Source organism: Streptomyces sp. CNZ301, from assembly GCF_004217425.1.
Genome location: NZ_SHLG01000002.1, coordinates 143,922 through 161,961 on the forward strand (window position 1 = coordinate 143,922; position 18,040 = coordinate 161,961).

The window sequence follows — 18,040 nt, forward strand, 5'->3', positions numbered from 1 at the left end:
CGGCGGGCTTGTCACGCGGGCGTGACCTGCCGCAGCCGCTCCACGAGCCGGGTGGCAGTGACCGCCCCGACGAGCTGGGGCGTGCCGTCGGTGTTCGTGTCCATCACCGCCACGACCGGGGAGCCGGTGCGCGCCATCAGCTCGGCGATCTCCACGACGGTGCAGTTCGGGGTGACCCAGAACGGCTTGGGGCTGCCCAGTCGCAGACAGTCGGACACCAACTGCTCGGGCGCCACGCGCAGCCGGTCGGCGTACCTCTCGTCGATGATCTGAGCGAGCAGCGGGTCCTGTATGAGATAGCGCGGCAGGCAGGCGTCGATCAGCTGCTCAGCTCGCAGCACGCCGACCGGAAGCCCGAACGGGTCGAGCACCAGCAGGGCCGGCAGCCGCTGCTCCACCAGGAGATCGGCAGCGGCGGTGAGGGGGTCCCCCAGGCCGATCGAGGGATAGGGCTCGGCAAGGTCACGTGCGCGCATGGAGACTCCCGGTCGGTCCTCGGGTCCGTGGCGGAGGGCCACCTCTTGCCTACCCATGGCAAAATGAACGTAAAAGCGCTGCCTGCTTTGGGTCAAGGGATGGTTCGCGATCGCACCTGGACCTGCGCCCAGCTCCTGGACGACGCCGAGCACGCCGCGTCCTGGCTGGCCGCACGGTTCGCCCTGGGGCGAGCACATCGCCGTCTGGGCCCCAACATCCCCGAGTGGGCCCCCTCCAGTACGGCGCCGCACTCGCCGGGCCCGTCCTCGTCACCGTCAACCCCACTGCGCGGCGCCGAACTCCAGCACACGTCCCCAGACCGACGCCGTAGGACTCCTGCACCGACTCCTTCCGTGAGACGGAGATGGCCACGGCGGTGGAACGGATACAGCCCGGGCTTCCCCGCCTACGCGAGGGATCTCCTCCTTCACCGGATGGCTCGCCGAGTGCGGCACCGCCGCGAACCGCTGCCACGGGCGGACCCTGTTGCCGCCGCAGATCCACTACATCTCCGGGAGGATCGGCACCCCCATGGGTGCTGTCCTGCACCACCGCCGCCTCGTCACAACGCCACGTTCGTGGCCGCCCGCGCCGGATTCTTCCGAGACGGGGTCGGGGGCAGCGCGCTGCTCTCCAGGTCAGCGGGCTTTTGTCGTTCCCAGTGTGCTGCCTGGCCCAGCGATGCGCAGGCGGCATTCTTCGAGGACTGTGGGACGACTTCGGGCCACCGTCGTCCTGCCCTTGCGGGGTGACGCTGAGCGCTGCCTCAGTTCGGAGGAAGGACCATGCGTGCACTGCATCAGTCCTGATCGAGCGGCTAGCGCCATTGCTCTGAGGAGTCAAGCCGGCCCACTTGGGTCGCGCGCCGGGATAGTAATGTGGCTTGTATCGGACCGTCGTGCCGTCGCGTGACGGCCAAGATCACTGGCGCACAGAACAGCCAAGCCCACACAGAGTGGCAACGTGCTTCGCGGGAGCCGTTGCTGCACGTGGCCCCTCGAGGGCCCGGTACATCAAGGCCGGGACGACGAGGCACAACCCGGAACTCGGCGAGGGACGAGCGATAGTGGCCAGTGAGCGGATGATGGCAGTCTTGGGACAGATCACCTCGAACGGCGATCTGACCGCGCTGCTGGCTGAGCAGGTAGCAACCGTGGCGGGCGTCAGCGGCCTTGGCGCGGTCGTCACCACAACGGCGGGAATTGCCGAGAGCATCTGGTCCGATGGGGCGACGAACGCCGCCTTGGGGAACCTCCAGTTGACGCTGGGAGAGGGCCCGTCCGTCGACGCCGCACGTCACGGAGTTCTCGTGCTCGAACCGGATCTGGTCGAAATGCCGATACCCCGCTGGCCGGGCTTCGCCAGCGCGGCCGGCGAACTGGGGGTGCGCGCGGTGTTCGCATTCCCGCTGCGAATCGGGGCGATCGGTCTCGGTGTACTGGAGCTGCATCGCGATTCGCCAGGCTCCATGAGCACGGAGCAGATCGGTGACGTTCTGGTCCTGGCCGACACGCTGACCTCACTGCTGCTACGTCTGGGCCTTGACGGCGAGTTCGTCGTCCTGCGTACCTCCGTGCACCAGGCCACCGGGATGATCGCTGCACAACTGGGCGTCGGTGTGGACGAGGCGCTGGTCCGCTTGCGGGGACACGCCTTCGGCACCAACCGTCCCATTGACGAGGTCGCTGCGGACGTCGTGGCGAAGCGACTGGACTTCAACGACCACCGATGACGAACCTGGATTCACACCGGACAATGGACAAACGCGGCTACTCGCACCGCCCGGCGGCAGGCGGCGGCTGGAGGAAGACTCACGATGCGTGAACAACAACTGGTCACGGTGTTCGTGGAGTTGGCGGACACTCTTGTCGATGACTTCGACGTCATGGACCTCCTGCACACCCTGACCCACCGCTGCGTCGAACTGCTCGATGTGCAGGCCGCCGGACTCATGCTCGGCGATCAGCATGGCCGGCTGCGGTCGGCCGCGGCCTCTTCGGAGCATGCCCGGACCCTGGACGTCTTCGAGTCGCAGACCGAGGCCGGGCCCAGCCTGGAGTGTTTCAGGACGGGGCAGCCGGTGATCAACGCAGACCTTGACACCCCGAACTGGCCACGTCTCAGGGAGGCTGCACGCGAAGCCGGCTTCGCCTCGCTCCACGCACTCCCGATGCGCCTGCGCGGCGAAATCATCGGCACCCTCAACCTCTTCCACAGCGAGTCCCGCACGCTGAGCGATGCCGACCTGCACGTAGGTCAGGCACTGGCCGACATCTCCACCCTCAGCATCCTGTCCCAGCGCAGTCTGCGGGAGGGCGAGATCCTTGCAGGCCAGCTGCACAACGCCCTGACCAGCAGGGTCACGATCGAGCAGGCCAAGGGAGTACTGTCCGCGCGGCTCCAGGTGCCGATGGATGAGGCGTTCAGGGTGATCCGGGATCACGCACGAGCCCACCACGAGCAACTGTCCGTCATCGCGCGCCGGATCGCGGAGGGCGACCAAGCGCTGCTCTCCGTTGTGGCGGGCGGCAGTCCATCAGAGGAGACGACCACCAACACCAACGCACCGCCGCCCAGCGCGCACTGAGCCCTCGCGTGAACGGGTGGGCTCACGTGCTGCGCCCTGGAATCCGCCTCAGAAAACTCACACCGTTCCCGGGCATCCCTCGTGAACGCCCGGGACCGATCTGGGACCACACGGTATGCGCGTTCCCGAACACCGGCAGCTCACTGGAACGGCCACATGTGCGCCACATTCGTCGTGAGCTGCGGGAACCCCTACCCCGATGTTCTGTGGGTCGAGGGGTCGTGGGTTCAACTCCCGCCGTCCCGACAGCGTGAGAGGCCCGCTGACGGAGAGCGGATCTCCAGGTCAGTGGGCCTTCTTTTGTGTCCGGCCGTGTCAGCGCACGATCCGCTCTCGCAGACCGCGCCCTGACAAGGCGTCATCTATGTTGAGCCGGCTGACGATGATGACGGCGGCAGGTGCATCGCCATGTTCCGGATCTACTGTTTGTCCGGCGGACGCCCCAGTTGGGTCGGCTTCAACTCTGGGTGTACCGCTCGGCGGCGTCGAACGCGGGCGCGAGCGGGGCCAGCGCCGCGCAGAGTTGGTCGGACAGTGAGCCGGAGGGCACGACCAGTCCTCCGGCGGCGAACCTCCCGGCGGCCCCTGCGTTCCCGGCCGGTTTGAGCCAACCTTCCAATGCGATGCGAACCGCCGCCGCCACACTCGCCGCGAGGACGCGGGCCGTGTGCGCTCCGGCGTCACCCAGGCGCTCGGCGATAACCGCCGCAAGAGGGGGCTCGATGCCGGCGGTGGTATCGAGGAACGCGTCGCGCAGCGCGGTCCGGGTGGTGATCAGCAGCAGGGCCTCGTGTACGCGCTCACCGGCGTTGGTGTACTGCTCGACCACCGCTTCGGTGACGGCGTCAGCCAGGCGCACTCCAGCGGGCCGGGCCGCGACCGCTGCCGCGATCCGCGCCTCCCGGTCCGCGGTGACAGCGGAGACGATCGCCTGCTCGCGGCTGGCGAAGTAGTTGTTGTAGGTGCGCGGCGAGACCCCGGCCGCCTCGGCGATGTCCTCGACCCGTACCTGGTCCGGTCCGCGCTCCACGGCCAGGCGCAGGGCCGCCTCGCGTAGCGCCTCGCGTGTGGCCTGCTTCTTTCGTTCCCTCAGCCCTGGTGGTCGTGTCGTCACGGTGCCAGCGTCCCACGCGGAGCTGCGTGCACGCAAACTTGCGCACACGCACTTTTCTTGTCAGTCTCGACCCTCCCGAGACCGGCAGAGAGGACGTCACCATGCGAGCAAGAGGAATGACCTACGACACCGGATTCGTCGTGCACGGCCAGATGTCCCGCGAGCACTACGACCCTGCGGTGGTCCGGCGTGAACTCGCCGTCATCCGCGACGACCTGCACTGCAACGCGGTCCAGATCATCGGCGGCGACCCGGACCGACTGGAGCTGGCCGCAGGTGCCGCCGCCGAGCTCGGCATGGAGGTCTGGTTCTCCCCGTATCCGCTGGAGCTGGAAACGGAGCAGATCCACACGCTCTTCCGCGACTGCGCCGAGCGAGCGGAACGGCTCCGGCAGCAGGGGGCCACAGTCGTGTTCGTCGCAGGGGTCGAACTGAGCGTGATGAACCGCGGGTTCCTGCCCGGAGAGAGCCCCGAGGAGCGGGTCGAGCAGCTGATGAGCCGACCCGAGCGGCGGGCCGAAGCAATGCACGAACTCGGCGTGCGCATCAACGCATTCCTCCGCGACGCCGCGGACACGATCCGCGCGCGCTTCCAAGGAAAGCTCACTTATGCATCCATCCAGTTCGAGCAGGTCGACTGGACTCCCTTCGACATTGTGACGTTCGAGCTGATCCGCTCCGCCGAGGTCGCCGACCGGTTCCGGGACGCGGTGCGCACCCTGGCCCAAGGCCCGAAGCCGCTGGCCATCACCGGGTTCGGCACGGCGGCCTACTGCGGCGCGGGAGACCGCGGCGGGCGGGTGCTGGACGTGGTCGAGTACGACCCGGAGACCAGGGCCCCTCTACGGCTGAACGGCATATACGAGCGGGACGAGGCCGGCCAGGCCGCTTATCTGAGTGACCTGCTGGAGATTTTCGAGACCGAGGGCGTGGACAGCGCGTTCGTGTTCTTGTTCGCCTTGCCTGGCTACCCGCACCGCCCTGACGGCGACCCCAGAAACGACTTGGACCGGGCCGGCCTGGGCATCGTCAAACTCCTCGAAGGGCGCCGGGGGCAGACCTACCCCGACATGGAGTGGGAGCCCAAAGCCGCCTTCACGGCAGTGGCGCAGCGGTATCGGAGGTGACAGGCCCCGCGCACAGTGACCACGGCCAACACTGCGGTTGACGAGCATGTCGACAGTGGTGAGCAACGACGTAACCACATGGGCTTGAGCCAAGCCGGATGAGGCCCGGTCCCACGCCGCCTCTGGCGAGGCGCCCTCGTGTACGTACCGAACGACCGCCGAACGGCAGGGCTTTCGCGAGCAGTTGCGGGCTTCGCGCAGTACGCCGACGGTGAAGGGACCGACCCATGTCTCGGACTTGGGTTTGCGCCTGGCAGCCTGTCACGTGCAGGACGCCGGACGGCGGCTCCTCCGTGGGCAGCTGTCGGCCGGGCAGCGACCGTCGGCGTCTGCTTCTCGTCCGGGGTTGCTGTGGCAGTTCAGGCGGGGGCAGGGCTGCGAGGCGGCGCACCGTGGTCGGCACGAGGAAAGCTTGGCGAACAGACCGGCCATGTCCCTCAGTTGCACGCTCCGCGTTCAGGCCGGCCCGGGATGCAGAAGTGAGGTCCGGACTGTGGTGCCCCAATGCAGGCTGAGGTTTGCGCCCCGACGCAGTCGGCGCCGGGCCCAAATGGCCCCGCGGCTCAGCCGCGGGGCTGGTGTCTGGGCGCCACACGTGCCCCAGCCGGTGCACCGGTCGCGGCGCGCACCGACCTCCAGGGACGAGGTGCGCCAACCCAAGCGATGCGTGTGCCTGTTGCCGAACGACGGTGTCCGCGATGTGCCTCCCCATCCGCAGCGACGACATCAGTGGTCGGCCCCAGCGCCCCGGCATGTCAGCACGGCGCGATCCGGTTCGAGACGCTGACCGATGACTTCGAGGTCGAACTCGTCGAAGAACGTGGTCATTCTTGAGCTCGGGCGGTGGCCGCTGCCGTTCGGGGAAGAACGGGCTGCCTGAGGATGGTGCGCAGGCGCTCAGGGGCGACTTTGCGGAAGTCGCTGAGGTAGATCTCGTGGTGTTTGCCGTCCATACGAAGGCCGTTGTCGGGGATGAACTCGTGGTGCATGCGCTCGAGGACCGCGGCTTCGTCGTCGAACGAACCGATGTGGAGCGTCTGCACGCACTGCCCCTCGGACAGACTCTCAAGGCGGACGTCGCCGAGACGGATGGGTGGGGCCTTGGCTCCGGCCCGCTCGACGGCACTTCGGAACATGCCCTGGTCAATCCAGTCAGGGACCAGGAGCATCATCGTCCAGTCCCACCGGGACTTGTCACGCGAAGCCGTGAAGGCGTCCATGTCCTCGGCCCACCACAACCCCTCCAAGGGCGGGACGACGTAGTCCCGGCCGAGATCCAGCTTGCTGGCGAACTTCAACTTGTACGCCACCGGATACAGCGCGCCGAGCGCCTCGACAAAGGCCGGTGAGGTGTTCGGATCGCCGTGGCCGTCAACCATCAGATACCGCATGGCGGGCAGGTGTACGACCCGGAACTCGCCTCGTTTCGCCCGGTAGCTGTCAAGGGTCTTCTTGAAGTCGATCTTTTCAGTCATCGGATACCTGGGCTCGGGCGGTGAGCCACGCCCTTCCTGCCTCCAGGAGGCCCAGTGCGTACGGCTCCACGCCCACCGCAGGGCCTGCAGAGCTCAGGAGACGGGTCGACGATATCGCTCGCACAGACGGCCCGGATTCATGTTCGCGCAGCGCACGTCGAACGGATCACGTCCATCGGTGCGCTCCGGGCGGCGAGCGCCGTCAGTTCTTCTTCAGCTCCTCGGCGAGCATCACAAGGATGCCGCTGGGACCTCGGAGGTACGTGAGCTTGTAGACGTCCTCGTAAGACGCCACACCGCGAAGCGGACGGCATCCGTGCTTTGCGGCTGCCTCGAGGGCTTTGTCGATGTCGTCGACTGAGAAGGCGACGCGATGCATGCCGATCTCGTTGGGACGAGTGGGCTCCGACTCGATCGCTTCGGGGTGGATGTACTCGAAAAGCTCAAGGCGACCGTGACCGTCCGGCGTCTGGAGCATCGCGATGTTGGCGTGATTGCCATCCAGGCCGACGGCGGTGTCGGTCCACTCACCACTGACCGTGTCACGGCCGACGACCGTGAGGCCCAGGTCGGTGAAAAAGGAGATCGTCGCTTCGAGGTCGCGAACGGCGATGCCGACGTTCTCAAGTTTGATGGCCATGCGTTGCATGCTACCGAGCCGGGCCGATCGGGTGCTGCGGGCAAGGACGCGGTCGAGTACCGGGGCACTGTCGAGGACAACCGTGACCTGTCCACCGGCGTCCGGAGCGTGTTTGCCCGCCGGCGACCAGACCCGGTTACGCGCCTCGGGCCGTGCGGACCGGATGGCCTGCAGGCAGTCAAGGGGATCGTGCCGCCGCACGCCCCCGGAGCCGTACGAGCCGAAGGTCCATGGAGGCCACGAGTGGATCTCCTTCCGCGCCGGGAACAGCCGGGCCAGTCGGCACGGTTGCATCCACCGAGGGCCGGCGCCGCACGGGCAGGGAACACGGAGACCACGAGGTCGTCCGCCCGACCAGGATCCCGGCCCCGGGACAGCGGCACGCCCGCCGCTCACTCGGACCGAGATGTACTTCTGCAGGAGGACTGTTTCGTGACTGACCGGCCCTTGACGCTCATGGCAGTACACGCCCACCCCGACGACGAGGCCACCGGAACCGGAGGGGTCCTGGCGCGGTACGCGGCGGAGGGCATCCGCACGGTTCTCGTGACGTGTACCGACGGCGGTTGCGGTGACGGACCGGGGGGTGCCAAGCCGGGCGATCCCGAGCACGATCCGGCGGCCGTTGCCCTGATGCGCCGTCAAGAACTCAGGGCGAGCTGCGACGTCCTGAAGGTCAGCGATCTGGAGATGCTGGACTACGCCGACTCCGGGATGACGGGCTGGCCGAGCAACGACGCCCCCGGATCCTTCTGGCAGACCCCCGTGGAGGAAGGCGCCGCCCGACTTGCGGAACTCATGCAGCACTACCGCCCCGACGTGGTCGTCACCTACGACGAGAACGGCTTCTACGGCCACCCCGACCACATCCAGGCCCACCGCATCACGATGGCGGCGCTGGAGATGACCGCGCTGACGCCGAAGACGTACTGGACGACGATGCCCCGCTCGATGATGCAGCGGTTCGAGGAGACCATGCGCGAGTTCCATGAGGACATGCCGGAGCCGGATCCCGCCGAGGCCGCCGCGATGGCCGAGATCGGCCTCCCCGACGCTGAGATCACCACGTGGGTGGACACCACCGCGTTCAGCAGCCAGAAGTTCGATGCGCTGGCCGCGCACGCCAGTCAGGGCGAGAACATCTTCTTCCTCAAGATGGGCAAGGAGAGGTTCGGCGAGTTGATGGGCATGGAGACCTTCGTACGAGTCAAGGACGCCACAGGCGCGGCCGTACCCGAGAACGACCTCTTCGCCGGACTGCGCTGATCCGCCCGTCCGACCGGAGCCCGGGAAGTTCATCGGCCGCACGGCGCGATCGAGGAGGCCACGCACCCCCCATAGCGGAAGCCCGAGCCGCCTCCCGAGGTGGTGAGGTGACTGCACCGGATCTTCGTTCCGGTTGAGAGAGGGCCACGCCCTCGGCGATGGCTTTGGTGTTCCAGAGCGTCCGGTCCTGCTCGCTCAGCGGCACCGGGGCCCCGTCCGGGGCCTGCGGGCCTGGCGGCGGGCGTCGATCAGCGGCGGAAGTCCCAGGAGCCCGGCCACCTCGCCGTCGCCGGGGACCGGTCGATGGAGCTCGCGGGCCGGCCGGATGGCCTCGGCCGTCAGCTCGGCCCGCAACAGCTGCGGGCCCGACCGTGGCCGTGTAGCCCTCGTTGAGGACGAGGTAGACCACATGGAGCGCGACGCCGAGCCGCTCCGCCTGCTCCGCCGACGGCGGCAGGTCGAAGCTGGCTCGCTCCGGCCGTCTTGATGCTTGCTTCGCCCGCCAGCTGGGGCACCCGCCCATCACGCTGGAGACGATCACCAAGGCCGTCACAGCCGCCGCGCAACATCACCGAGGAGCCTGCTCCCCGAGCCGTTTTACACCGCTCCTGGGACGCCACCGGTCATGCCTGGATCGACGCAACCGACCGGGGGCCTTGAGGTGACGCCACCGCGAACAGACCTCGACGGACCTCCGCCCCGGCGGCGGGCAACCGGGTTCCGTCTGTGTACGGCTGCACAGTCGGGCCGACCGGCCCTGGTGATGAGTTGTCGCGCCCGTACCCGTCACACCTACGACGGGATGCGACGAGGCGGAAGGATGACGTGATGAGTGCGGACACGCGGCTGGAGGAGCTGGGCGTGAGCGGGCTGGGCGAGGTCGGCGAGGCGGCGTTCTCGGGGCTGGCGGAGCGGCACCGGCGGGAGCTGCACGTGCACTGCTACCGGATGCTCGGGTCGTTCGAGGACGCCGAGGACACCGTGCAGGAGACGTTCCTTCGTGCCTGGCGGCGGCGGGAGACTTTCGAGGGGCGGTCGACCTTCCGGGCCTGGCTGTACCGGATCGCCACCAACGCCTGCCTGGACCTGCTGGCCAAGCGCCGCCCGGAGCCCGCGACCGGTGGAGAGGTGCTGTGGCTTCAGCCCTACCCGGACCGGCTGCTCGACGAGTTGCCCGCGGGTGACGCCGACGAGCCGGAGACCGTCGCCGTCGCGCGGGAGACGATCGAGCTGGCGTACCTGGTCGCGGTCCAGCACCTCGCGCCGCGCCCGCGGGCCGTGCTGATCCTGCGGGACGTGCTCGGCTGGCCGGCGAAGGACGTCGCGGAGCTCCTCGGGAACTCCGTCAACTCCGTGAACAGCGCGCTGCAGCGGGCCCGCGCCGGCATGCGGGAGCACCTGCCCGCCGAACGGCAGGACTGGACCGGCGGCGACGAGGACAGTGGGACGCGCGAGTTGGTGCGCCGCTTCACCGACGCCAGCGTGGCCACGGACATCCCGGCGCTCGCCTCGATGCTGCGCGACGACGTCCGCTTCTCGATGCCGCCCACCCCGGGCCTGTACATCGGCCGCGACACGGTCGTGAACAGCTGGGTCGAGGACGGCTTCGAGGGCATGGCGGGGCTGCGCGCCGTCCGAACCTCCGTGAACCGGCAGCCCGCTGTCGCCTTCTACCTCTGGCGGAAGGACGAGGGCGCGTACCTGCCTCTGACGATCGACGTCCTGCGCGTCACCGGCGGTGCGATCACCGAGATCGTCACCTTCCACGCCGACCGGTTCCCGCGGCTCGGGCTGCCGGAGCGCCTGCCGCCGGAGGGCACGGAGTAGTCCCGGTGCGGACGCTCGCGCTGCGCGGTGGCGCGCGTATCGCGGTGGTCGCGGAGGAGTGGTGGGACCCGCGTTCGGCGTCGTCACGCGCGGGCGGGTTCAGCTGGAGCCGCGCGACGGCGAGCCCGGTCCGGTCCTCGGACGCGACGCCGGGTTCTGGCTCCGCGGCACCGGCGTCCGCGCCCTGCGGAACCCCGGCCGTCACACGGCGAGAGTGCTCGTCGTCACCCTCAGGCCAGGACCGTCACATGCCAGTCAACCCACCCCGTACGCCGGTTACCGAATATGGAGGACCGACATGAACAGCATGAACGACGACAGGGTCGTAGCAGGCCCGGCGACGGTGCGGGCCAGCCACACCCTCCGCCTGCGCGGGCTCGCCGGCACCGGCTTCATTGCCACGCTCGCTGCGACGGTGGCCACCACCCTCGCCGCTGCGCTCGCCCAGGCCGTCGGCGTCGACTTCGAAGTCCCCGATGGTGGCGAGACGATCCCGCTGCCCGGCTTCGCCGTCGTGACCGGCTTCTTCTCCGTCGTGGGCATCGTCATCGCCGCCGCTCTTCTTCGCTGGAGCGCTCGCCCTGCCGAGCGATTCGTGTGGACGGCCGTGCCGCTGACCGCGATCTCCTTGGTCCCGCCCCTCCTCTCCGCGGCAGACACCGCCAGCACCACCGTTCTGCTCGGGCTGCACCTCGTTCCTGCGACGGTAATGATCCCCACCCTGGCGCGGAGCCTCCGCACCCGGACCGATTGACGTTCCCGCAGTGACGCAGGGTCTTGGAGACCAGGGCCAGCGGCACCCGCGAGCTGATCATGATCGAGGCGGCGGTGTGCCGCAGGTCGTGCAGAGCGATCCTGGGCAGGCCGATCTCCGCGCCTCGCCGGCGCATTTCAACCTTGGGCACGCAGCGGGGAGCCGCCGCGGCAAGCAGAACACCAGACCCTCCAGCGGTGCGCCCTCGGGTTGTTCACGCCGGGCGTGGCCGACCCGGGCCCAGTTGTATTGACCTGATGCACGGGCAGGTCAAGATGTCACCACACCCTGCATCCGATACCGGGGTGCCTCTTGACTGCCGCCCGCGCGACCGAGGTCACCTCCCTCTGACGGTTGGTGGCCCGGCGCACAGCCTGAGACGCGGCCGCGCGTGCCACTCACCCGTCGGGCGCTCGCCACGGGAGCGGGGCCCGCCCACTGAGTGAGGGTCAGCGCCTGCCCCCACCCCGGCCCGTTCCCCGGCAGAAGGCCGCCCGGCCGGTGCGACGACCGCTGGGCGCCGATATGGGCCGCCCGTCGCACGGTCCCCGACCGTTCGTCGCGTACCCGACACGTTCGCCGCACGGCGCTGTGCGCCGCTTCCCCGCGGGGGTGCCGCTGCCTACGTTGCCTCCATTCCATGGGCCCAAGTCGCCCATTTGACGACGAGGAGGCGCAGATGTCGACCCAGCCCCCCGCACCGCCACGCTCCCCCGGGGAGGCGGTGGAGCACACGGTCGCGATGCACAGCGATCCGCGCTTCCAGGACCTCAGGCGCCGGCTCGCGACCTTCGTCCTGCCCATGAGCGTCGCGTTCTTCGCGTGGTACCTGCTGTACGTCCTGATGTCCGCCTACATGCGGGACGCGATGTCCACCGTGCTCTTCGGCCAGGTCAACCTGGCGCTCGTCCTCGGACTACTGCAGTTCGCCTCCACCTTCGGCATCGCCGTCCTCTACTCCCGGTACGCCGCCCGCCGGCTGGACCCGCTGGCCGGGCAGCTCCGCGGCGAACTGGACGGCACCGGTGACGGCGACGAGGGGGTGCGGGCATGAACTTCCTTGCGCAGGCGACCGAGTCAACCGGCCGCACCTGGACCGTGGTGCTCTTCCTGGCGATGATCGCAGTGACCCTGGGGGTGACTGTGTGGGCGAGCAGGCAGACCCGCTCGGCCACCGACTTCCACTCCGGCGGCCGCGGTTTCACCGGCATGCAGAACGGCTTCGCCATCGGCAGCGACTACATGTCGGCGGCGTCCTTCCTGGGCATCGCGGGCATGATCTCGCTCTTCGGTTACGACGGCTTCCTGTACTCCATCGGCTTCCTGGTGGCCTGGCTGGTGGCGCTTCTGCTGGTGGCGGAACTGCTGCGCAACTCCGGCCGGTTCACCATGGCCGACGTGCTGTCGTACCGGATGCGGCAGCGCCCGGTACGTACGGCCGCCGCGGTCTCCACGATCACGGTGTCCGTCTTCTACCTGCTGGCCCAGATGGTCGGTGCGGGCGCGCTGATAGCGCTGCTGCTGGGCATCCGGCCCGGCGAGACCTACCTGGGCATGGACGCGGCCACGGCCAAGGTCGCGGGCATCGTCGTCGTAGGAATCCTGATGATCGTCTACGTCACCTTCGGCGGGATGAAGGGCACCACCTGGGTGCAGATCATCAAGGCCGGCATGCTCATGGGCGGCGCGTTCCTGCTCACCGTCATGGTGCTGGCGATCTACGGATTCAACTTCGGCGAACTGATGGGCGACGCGGCGAAAACCAGCGGGGTCGGCCAGGCGTTCCTGGAACCGGGGCTCAGGTTCGGCACCGAGGTGCCCGGTGACGCACTGCAGACGCTCTGGAACAAGCTTGACATGATCAGCCTGGGGCTGGCGCTGGTCCTGGGTACCGCGGGCCTTCCGCACATCTTGATCCGCTTCTACACGGTGCCGGACTCGAAGACCGCCCGTAAGTCAGTGAACTGGGGCATCGGCCTGATCGGCTCGTTCTACCTGATGACCCTGGTGCTGGGCTTCGGTGCGGCGGCGCTGGTCGGCAAGGACGCGATCACCAAGCAGGACCCCGCCGGGAACACGGCGGCCCCCCAGCTGGCCGAGGCGGCGGGCGACCACTTCGGCGGTTCCGGACTGGCCGCGATCATGCTGGCCGTCATCGCGGCGGTGGCCTTCGCCGCCATCCTCTCCACGGTGGCGGGCCTGACCATCGCCTCCTCGTCCTCGCTGGCGCACGACTTCTACAACAGCGTGCTCCGCCGGGGGAAGGCGACCGACCAGGAGGAGGTCAAGGTTGCCCGGCTGGCCGCCTTCGGGGTGGGCGCCGCGGCGATCGTCCTGGCGATCTTCGCCCAGAGCCTCAACGTCGCCTTCCTGGTGGCGCTGGCATTCGCCATCGCGGCTTCCGCCAACCTCCCCACCCTGCTGCTGAGCCTCTTCTGGAAGCGGTTCAACACCCAGGGCGCGGTGGCCGGAATCTACGGCGGCCTGGTGAGCTCCGTGGGCCTGGTCATCTTCTCGCCGGTGGTCTCCGGCTCGGAGACGGCGCTGGTCACAGGCGCCGACTTCAGCTGGTTCCCGCTGGCCAACCCGGGTCTGGTCTCGATCCCGCTGGGTCTCCTCTGCGCGATCGTCGGAACCCTGATGTCCAGGGAGAACGACCCGCGCCGCTTCGCGCAGCTCCAGGTGCGGGCCCTGACCGGTGCGGGCGCCGAACGGGCCTCCCAGCACTGACGGGCCGGCACCGACCCACGCCCGGGTCCGACGGCGGACCACCTCCGGATGGCGCCACTCCCTCCACGCCGGCGCCCCGGAGTCCCGTCGGACCCGGGCATCCCACGAGTACAGAGGGTCGGCACGGTGCCGCAGCCCTTCGCCCATCCTGACCAGATCCATTCCTCCCGCACTGGGTTACCGTCGGCCCGTGAACAGGACCCCCTGGTACCGCCTCGCCCGCCGTCCCAGGCGCCGCGGAGCGCCACCGCCGTCCGCGGCGCGGGCCGCGACCAGCGGCGTGCTGCGCGAGCTCCGGCTGCTCGGCAGCGACCTCCAGGACGGACTGCGCGGCGGCCGGAACACCGCGGCCGCGCGCCGCATACGGCGGCTGCTGGGCGCCGACGCCGTCGTCCTCGCCAACCTCGACGGGCCGGTCGCCCGGCACGGGACGCTGCCACCGGGCAGCGAGCCGGACGCGCTCCTCTCCCAGGTGTACGAACACGGGACGGTGCTGCGCCGGCCCCCGCTCTCCGCGGCCCCGCTGCTCGTCGCCAACGACCTGGCGGGCTGCCTGATCGCCGCCGGCGAGATCGCCGAAGAGGATCTGACCGAAACCGCGGCCCTGGTCGCCGACGCGTTGGACCATGCCGAGCTGCGCACCGCGCGCGCCCGTATCGCCGCCGCGGACCTGCGCACCCTGCGCGCCCAGATCTCACCGCACTTCCTGCACAACGCGCTGGCCGTGATCGCCGCCCGCGTCCACAGCGATCCGGACCTTGCCCGCGGGCTCCTCACGGACTTCGCCGACTACCTGCGGTACAGCTTCTCCACGCAGGGCGACTACGCAACCGTGGCCGCCGAGCTGCAGGCGACCCAGACGTATCTGGAGCTCCAGCGGGCCCGCTTCGACGACCGCTTCGACATCACCGTGCGCATGGCCCCGGAGGTCCTTCCCGTCGCCATCCCCTTCCTGGTGGTGCAGCCCATCGTGGAGAATGCCGTCCGGCACGGGCTGGAGCGCCGGTCAGGACGCGGTCACATCAGCGTGTCCGGCTTCGGCGAGGGGCCGCTGTGCATCATCGAGATCGAGGACGACGGCGTCGGCATGGAGCCGGAGTTCGCCCGCGCGATCCTCGCCGGGACGGGCCCGCCGGCCCGCGGCGTCGGCATGGCCAACGTGGACCAGCGGTTGCGCGCGGTGTACGGGCCGGAACACGGTCTGCTCATCGAGACGGCGCCCGGCAGCGGCACCAAAGTGGTCATCCGGGTGCCGCGCTTCATGCGAGGAGTGCTGGCGGAATGACAGGCACGGCCCACACGTCCCCGGGGCTGCGCGTCCTCGTCGTCGAGGACGAACCCTCCACCCGGGAGGAGCTCGCGGTACTGCTCGGCGCCATACCGGAGGTCGCCGACGTGGTGTCCGCGGAGAGCGGCGAGGCGGCGGTACGGCTGCTGGGGACACCCGCCTTCGACGCCGTCTTCCTGGACATCTCCATGCCCGGCCTGGACGGGATGGACCTGGCACGGGTGCTGAGCAGGCTCTCCGCGCCGCCCGCCATCGTGTTCGTGACCGCCTCCGAGTCCCACGCCATCGAGGCGTTCGGGATCGGCGCGGTCGACTACCTGCTCAAGCCTGTGCGGCCGGAGCGGCTGTCCGAATCCGTCACCCGTGTCCTCAGGCAGCGCGGGAGCGCGGCCGACGAGGAGGCACCGCACGACGGCCTGGACGTCGTGCAGATCGAGCACAGCCGCCACACCGTCTTCGTCCGCCGCGCCGAGGTGCAGTTCGCGGAGGCCCACGGCGACTATGTGCGGCTGCACACGGCCGACGGCACGCATCTGATCCGGCTGTCGCTGTCCTACCTGGAGGAGGTGTGGGCGCCGGTCGGCTTCGTGCGGGCGCACCGCGGTTACCTGGTCGCCGTCGGCTGGGTGCACGACCTGCGCGTGACCAGTTCCTCCGGGCTGGTGGCCTGCACACCCGCCGGTGACGTACCGGTGAGCCGCCGGCACGCGCGCGGCTTGCGCGAACGGCTGATGGAGGCGGCGCGCAGCGGAGAGCTGGGGCGGGCCGCGCAATGACGGGGCCTCGCCGGACGAAGGTCACCAGCCCGCAGACCCGGATCGCGCTGGCACGCCGCCACCGGGTGCGGCCCCGGCCGCTGCCGCTGCCCGGTCCGGCCGACCCGGAGCGGGCCCGCCGGGTCTTCGCCGCCCAGCGGCGGACGGCCCTGCGCACCATGGGCCTGCTCGGGGTGGTGCTCTTCGGCACCAGCGGGGTGATCGCTGCCCTGCCCGTGCTCGACCGGGTGACCGCGGGCGGTGTCCCCGTCTCCTGGCTGCTGCTCGCCATCGCGACCTATCCGCTTCTGCTGCTGATCGCCATCGCGCATGTGCGGGTGGCGGAGCGCACGGAGGCCAGGGAAGGCGGCGAACCGGACGGCGCCGATTCCCCCTATGGCCACGACTGGGGCCCGGACATCGTGCCGCCCGGGCCGCGTGACGCGGACACTGCGCACGACGGGGCCGGGCAGGAGCACGGCTTCGGGGGAGTCGCACCGTGACGGGGCTGCTGGCCATCGGATTCCTGCTGGCCGCGAGCCTGGCGATCGGCCTCTACGGGGTGCGCGCGGCCCGTACGACACCGGACTTCCTGGTCGCCTCCCGCCGGGTCGCACCGGGCTGGAACGCCATGGCCATCGCCGGGGAGTACGTCTCGGCCGCGTCGGTGCTCGGGCTCGCCGGGCTGCTGCTCAAGGACGGGATCGGCACGATGTGGTTCGCGGTGGGCTTCACCTCGGGCTATGTGGCCGTGGTGGCGCTGGTCGCGGGCCCGATGCGGCGCTCGGGCGCCTTCACCGTTCCCGACTTCGCGGAGTACCGGCTCGGCTCTCCCGGCATCCGGCGGCTGTGCGGGGTGATCGTGCTGGTGATCATGTGGCTGTACCTGGTACCGCAGTTCAAGGGCGCGGGCGTGGTGCTCCACCTGGTCAGCGGCACGCCCTACTGGGTGGGGGTGGTGCTGGCCGGGCTGGTGGTCAGCGGCTCCATCGCGCTGGGAGGCATGCGCTCGGCCACGTACGTGCAGGCGTTCCACTACCTGGTGAAGCTGGCGTTCATCGCCGTGCCCGCGGTGTTCCTGATGGTCCATGTCGGAGCGGAGACGCGGGCGGAGGCGTTCACACCGGTCAGCGTGCCAGAGGGGTGGAGCCGCCCGTTGCTGGACATCGGGGGTGCAGGCCACCCGCTGCTGGCCACCTGGTCGGTGCTGGTGGCCACGACGCTGGGGGCGATCGGGCTGCCGCATGTGATCATGCGCTTCCACACCAGCTCCAGTGCCCAGGTCGCCCGACGCGTCGCGGTCCGGGTGATCGCCCTGCTGGGCCTCTTCTACCTCTTTCCGGTGGTCTACGGGCTGCTGGGACGGGTGCTCACTCCGCAACTGGTGCTGAACAACGCCACGGACACGGTGACCGTCGTCGTGCCCGGAGTCGCGGTGCCCGGGGCGCTCGGCAGCGTACTCACCGCCCTGGTCGCTGCCGGCGCTTTCGCCGCCTTCCTCTCGACATCCTCCGGGCTGCTGCTCGCCCTGGCGGGCGGCCTGTCGCACGACCTGTTCGGCAGCGGGATCTCCCGCCTGCGGGTGGCCGTCGCCGCGGGGGCCTTGGTCGCGGTGCTGCTCTCCCTGCCCGCCTCCCATGTGGACATCAACGTCCTCGTGGGCTGGGCTTTCGCCGTAGCGGCCTCCACGTTCTGCCCGCTGCTGGTGCTGGGTATCTGGTGGCCCCAGCTCACGGTCAAGGGCGCCGGGGCCGGGCTCGCGGTGGGCGCGGCGGCGGCGACGGGCGCCGCGTTCCTCTCCGCGGCGACGGACTGGCACTCCGGGGTGGTCACGGTGCTGCTGGCGCAGCCCGCGTGCTGGACGGTGCCGCTGGCCTTCCTCACCATGATCGTGGTGTCCTGGCGTGGGGTGCCGCCGGAGGGCGCGGAGCGTGCGGCGATGCGGTTGCACGCACCCTGACCTCTCCGGGTGGGCCCCGTCCGGAGGCGACTCCGCAGCT

17 protein-coding genes are annotated in these 18,040 nt (G+C 69.8%); 12 read left to right on the forward strand and 5 right to left on the reverse strand.

The window, feature by feature from the left end:
- Window positions 1-11: 11 nt before the first annotated feature.
- The gene (locus EV375_RS24830) at window positions 12-476 is read right to left on the reverse strand and encodes a CBS domain-containing protein (protein ID WP_165434842.1); all 465 of its coding nucleotides are present in this window, start codon (window positions 474-476) and stop codon (window positions 12-14) included.
- A gap of 1,094 nt (window positions 477-1,570) precedes the next feature.
- Here EV375_RS24830 and EV375_RS24835 point away from each other — a divergent pair.
- Together EV375_RS24835 and EV375_RS24840 are read left to right on the forward strand one after the other, a co-directional pair.
- Complete coding sequence (locus EV375_RS24835; protein ID WP_165434843.1) at window positions 1,571-2,209, forward strand: ANTAR domain-containing protein; 639 nt, start codon at window positions 1,571-1,573, stop codon at window positions 2,207-2,209.
- 84 nt (window positions 2,210-2,293) lie between these two features.
- Window positions 2,294-3,064: a GAF and ANTAR domain-containing protein gene (locus EV375_RS24840; protein ID WP_130302193.1), complete on the forward strand. Its 771-nt coding sequence runs from the start codon at window positions 2,294-2,296 to the stop codon at window positions 3,062-3,064.
- Window positions 3,065-3,521: 457 nt separating this feature from the next.
- Here EV375_RS24840 and EV375_RS24845 read toward each other — a convergent pair whose 3' ends face one another.
- Window positions 3,522-4,178 carry a TetR/AcrR family transcriptional regulator gene (locus EV375_RS24845; protein WP_130302194.1) on the reverse strand — a complete coding sequence of 219 codons (657 nt, stop codon included), beginning with the start codon at window positions 4,176-4,178 and terminating at the stop codon, window positions 3,522-3,524.
- A gap of 116 nt (window positions 4,179-4,294) precedes the next feature.
- Between EV375_RS24845 and EV375_RS24850 the strand changes: the two genes are divergently transcribed.
- Window positions 4,295-5,305, forward strand: a complete 1,011-nt coding sequence (locus EV375_RS24850; protein WP_130302851.1) for a hypothetical protein — start codon at window positions 4,295-4,297, stop codon at window positions 5,303-5,305.
- Between the two features lie 824 nt (window positions 5,306-6,129).
- Here the strand turns inward: EV375_RS24850 and EV375_RS24855 are convergent.
- Window positions 6,130-6,780, reverse strand: a complete 651-nt coding sequence (locus EV375_RS24855) for a GyrI-like domain-containing protein (RefSeq protein WP_130302195.1) — start codon at window positions 6,778-6,780, stop codon at window positions 6,130-6,132.
- Between the two features lie 202 nt (window positions 6,781-6,982).
- The gene (locus EV375_RS24860; RefSeq protein ID WP_130302852.1) at window positions 6,983-7,420 is read right to left on the reverse strand and encodes a VOC family protein; all 438 of its coding nucleotides are present in this window, start codon (window positions 7,418-7,420) and stop codon (window positions 6,983-6,985) included.
- A 432-nt stretch (window positions 7,421-7,852) separates the two neighbouring features.
- On the opposite strand from EV375_RS24860, the gene EV375_RS24865 reads away from it, so the two are divergent.
- Window positions 7,853-8,686, forward strand: a complete 834-nt coding sequence (locus EV375_RS24865) for a PIG-L family deacetylase (RefSeq protein WP_130302196.1) — start codon at window positions 7,853-7,855, stop codon at window positions 8,684-8,686.
- A gap of 195 nt (window positions 8,687-8,881) precedes the next feature.
- Here the strand turns inward: EV375_RS24865 and EV375_RS29950 are convergent, their stop codons facing one another.
- Window positions 8,882-9,097: a DUF6596 domain-containing protein gene (locus EV375_RS29950; protein ID WP_486588790.1), complete on the reverse strand. Its 216-nt coding sequence runs from the start codon at window positions 9,095-9,097 to the stop codon at window positions 8,882-8,884.
- A 417-nt stretch (window positions 9,098-9,514) separates the two neighbouring features.
- On the opposite strand from EV375_RS29950, the gene EV375_RS24875 reads away from it, so the two are divergent.
- The 8 genes from EV375_RS24875 to EV375_RS24910 all read left to right on the forward strand — a co-directional run bounded on the left by EV375_RS24875 (window position 9,515) and on the right by EV375_RS24910 (window position 18,000).
- Window positions 9,515-10,513: an RNA polymerase subunit sigma-70 gene (locus tag EV375_RS24875; protein ID WP_130302197.1), complete on the forward strand. Its 999-nt coding sequence runs from the start codon at window positions 9,515-9,517 to the stop codon at window positions 10,511-10,513.
- 298 nt (window positions 10,514-10,811) lie between these two features.
- The gene (locus EV375_RS29465; RefSeq protein ID WP_207228438.1) at window positions 10,812-11,267 is read left to right on the forward strand and encodes a DUF6069 family protein; all 456 of its coding nucleotides are present in this window, start codon (window positions 10,812-10,814) and stop codon (window positions 11,265-11,267) included.
- A gap of 679 nt (window positions 11,268-11,946) precedes the next feature.
- Complete coding sequence (locus EV375_RS24885) at window positions 11,947-12,321, forward strand: DUF485 domain-containing protein (RefSeq protein ID WP_207228440.1); 375 nt, start codon at window positions 11,947-11,949, stop codon at window positions 12,319-12,321.
- Window positions 12,318-13,997 (forward strand): sodium/solute symporter, encoded by a 1,680-nt coding sequence (locus tag EV375_RS24890; protein WP_130302198.1) that lies wholly within the window; start codon window positions 12,318-12,320, stop codon window positions 13,995-13,997. The genes EV375_RS24885 and EV375_RS24890 overlap by 4 nt, the downstream gene beginning before the upstream one ends.
- A 190-nt stretch (window positions 13,998-14,187) precedes the next feature.
- Window positions 14,188-15,282: a sensor histidine kinase gene (locus tag EV375_RS24895; protein ID WP_486588791.1), complete on the forward strand. Its 1,095-nt coding sequence runs from the start codon at window positions 14,188-14,190 to the stop codon at window positions 15,280-15,282.
- Window positions 15,279-16,061 (forward strand): LytR/AlgR family response regulator transcription factor, encoded by a 783-nt coding sequence (locus tag EV375_RS24900; protein ID WP_130302199.1) that lies wholly within the window; start codon window positions 15,279-15,281, stop codon window positions 16,059-16,061. The genes EV375_RS24895 and EV375_RS24900 overlap by 4 nt, the downstream gene beginning before the upstream one ends.
- The gene (locus EV375_RS24905) at window positions 16,058-16,543 is read left to right on the forward strand and encodes a hypothetical protein (RefSeq protein ID WP_207228442.1); all 486 of its coding nucleotides are present in this window, start codon (window positions 16,058-16,060) and stop codon (window positions 16,541-16,543) included. Before EV375_RS24900 ends, EV375_RS24905 begins: the two co-directional genes overlap by 4 nt.
- Window positions 16,540-18,000, forward strand: a complete 1,461-nt coding sequence (locus EV375_RS24910; protein WP_130302200.1) for a sodium:solute symporter family transporter — start codon at window positions 16,540-16,542, stop codon at window positions 17,998-18,000. Before EV375_RS24905 ends, EV375_RS24910 begins: the two co-directional genes overlap by 4 nt.
- Window positions 18,001-18,040: the final 40 nt, after the last annotated feature.

Bases quoted from the DNA above. Each gene is read 5' to 3' on its own strand.
- EV375_RS24890 (WP_130302198.1), top strand. From the start codon at position 12,318: ATGAACTTCCTTGCGCAGGCGACCGAGTCAACCGGCCGCACCTGGACC.
- EV375_RS24830 (WP_165434842.1), bottom strand. From the start codon at position 476: ATGCGCGCACGTGACCTTGCCGAGCCCTATCCCTCGATCGGCCTGGGG.
- EV375_RS24905 (WP_207228442.1), top strand. From the start codon at position 16,058: ATGACGGGGCCTCGCCGGACGAAGGTCACCAGCCCGCAGACCCGGATC.
- EV375_RS24900 (WP_130302199.1), top strand. From the start codon at position 15,279: ATGACAGGCACGGCCCACACGTCCCCGGGGCTGCGCGTCCTCGTCGTC.
- EV375_RS29950 (WP_486588790.1), bottom strand. From the start codon at position 9,097: ATGTGGTCTACCTCGTCCTCAACGAGGGCTACACGGCCACGGTCGGGC.
- EV375_RS24860 (WP_130302852.1), bottom strand. From the start codon at position 7,420: ATGGCCATCAAACTTGAGAACGTCGGCATCGCCGTTCGCGACCTCGAA.
- EV375_RS24875 (WP_130302197.1), top strand. From the start codon at position 9,515: ATGAGTGCGGACACGCGGCTGGAGGAGCTGGGCGTGAGCGGGCTGGGC.
- EV375_RS24850 (WP_130302851.1), top strand. From the start codon at position 4,295: ATGACCTACGACACCGGATTCGTCGTGCACGGCCAGATGTCCCGCGAG.
- EV375_RS24885 (WP_207228440.1), top strand. From the start codon at position 11,947: ATGTCGACCCAGCCCCCCGCACCGCCACGCTCCCCCGGGGAGGCGGTG.
- EV375_RS24840 (WP_130302193.1), top strand. From the start codon at position 2,294: ATGCGTGAACAACAACTGGTCACGGTGTTCGTGGAGTTGGCGGACACT.
- EV375_RS24855 (WP_130302195.1), bottom strand. From the start codon at position 6,780: ATGACTGAAAAGATCGACTTCAAGAAGACCCTTGACAGCTACCGGGCG.
- EV375_RS29465 (WP_207228438.1), top strand. From the start codon at position 10,812: ATGAACAGCATGAACGACGACAGGGTCGTAGCAGGCCCGGCGACGGTG.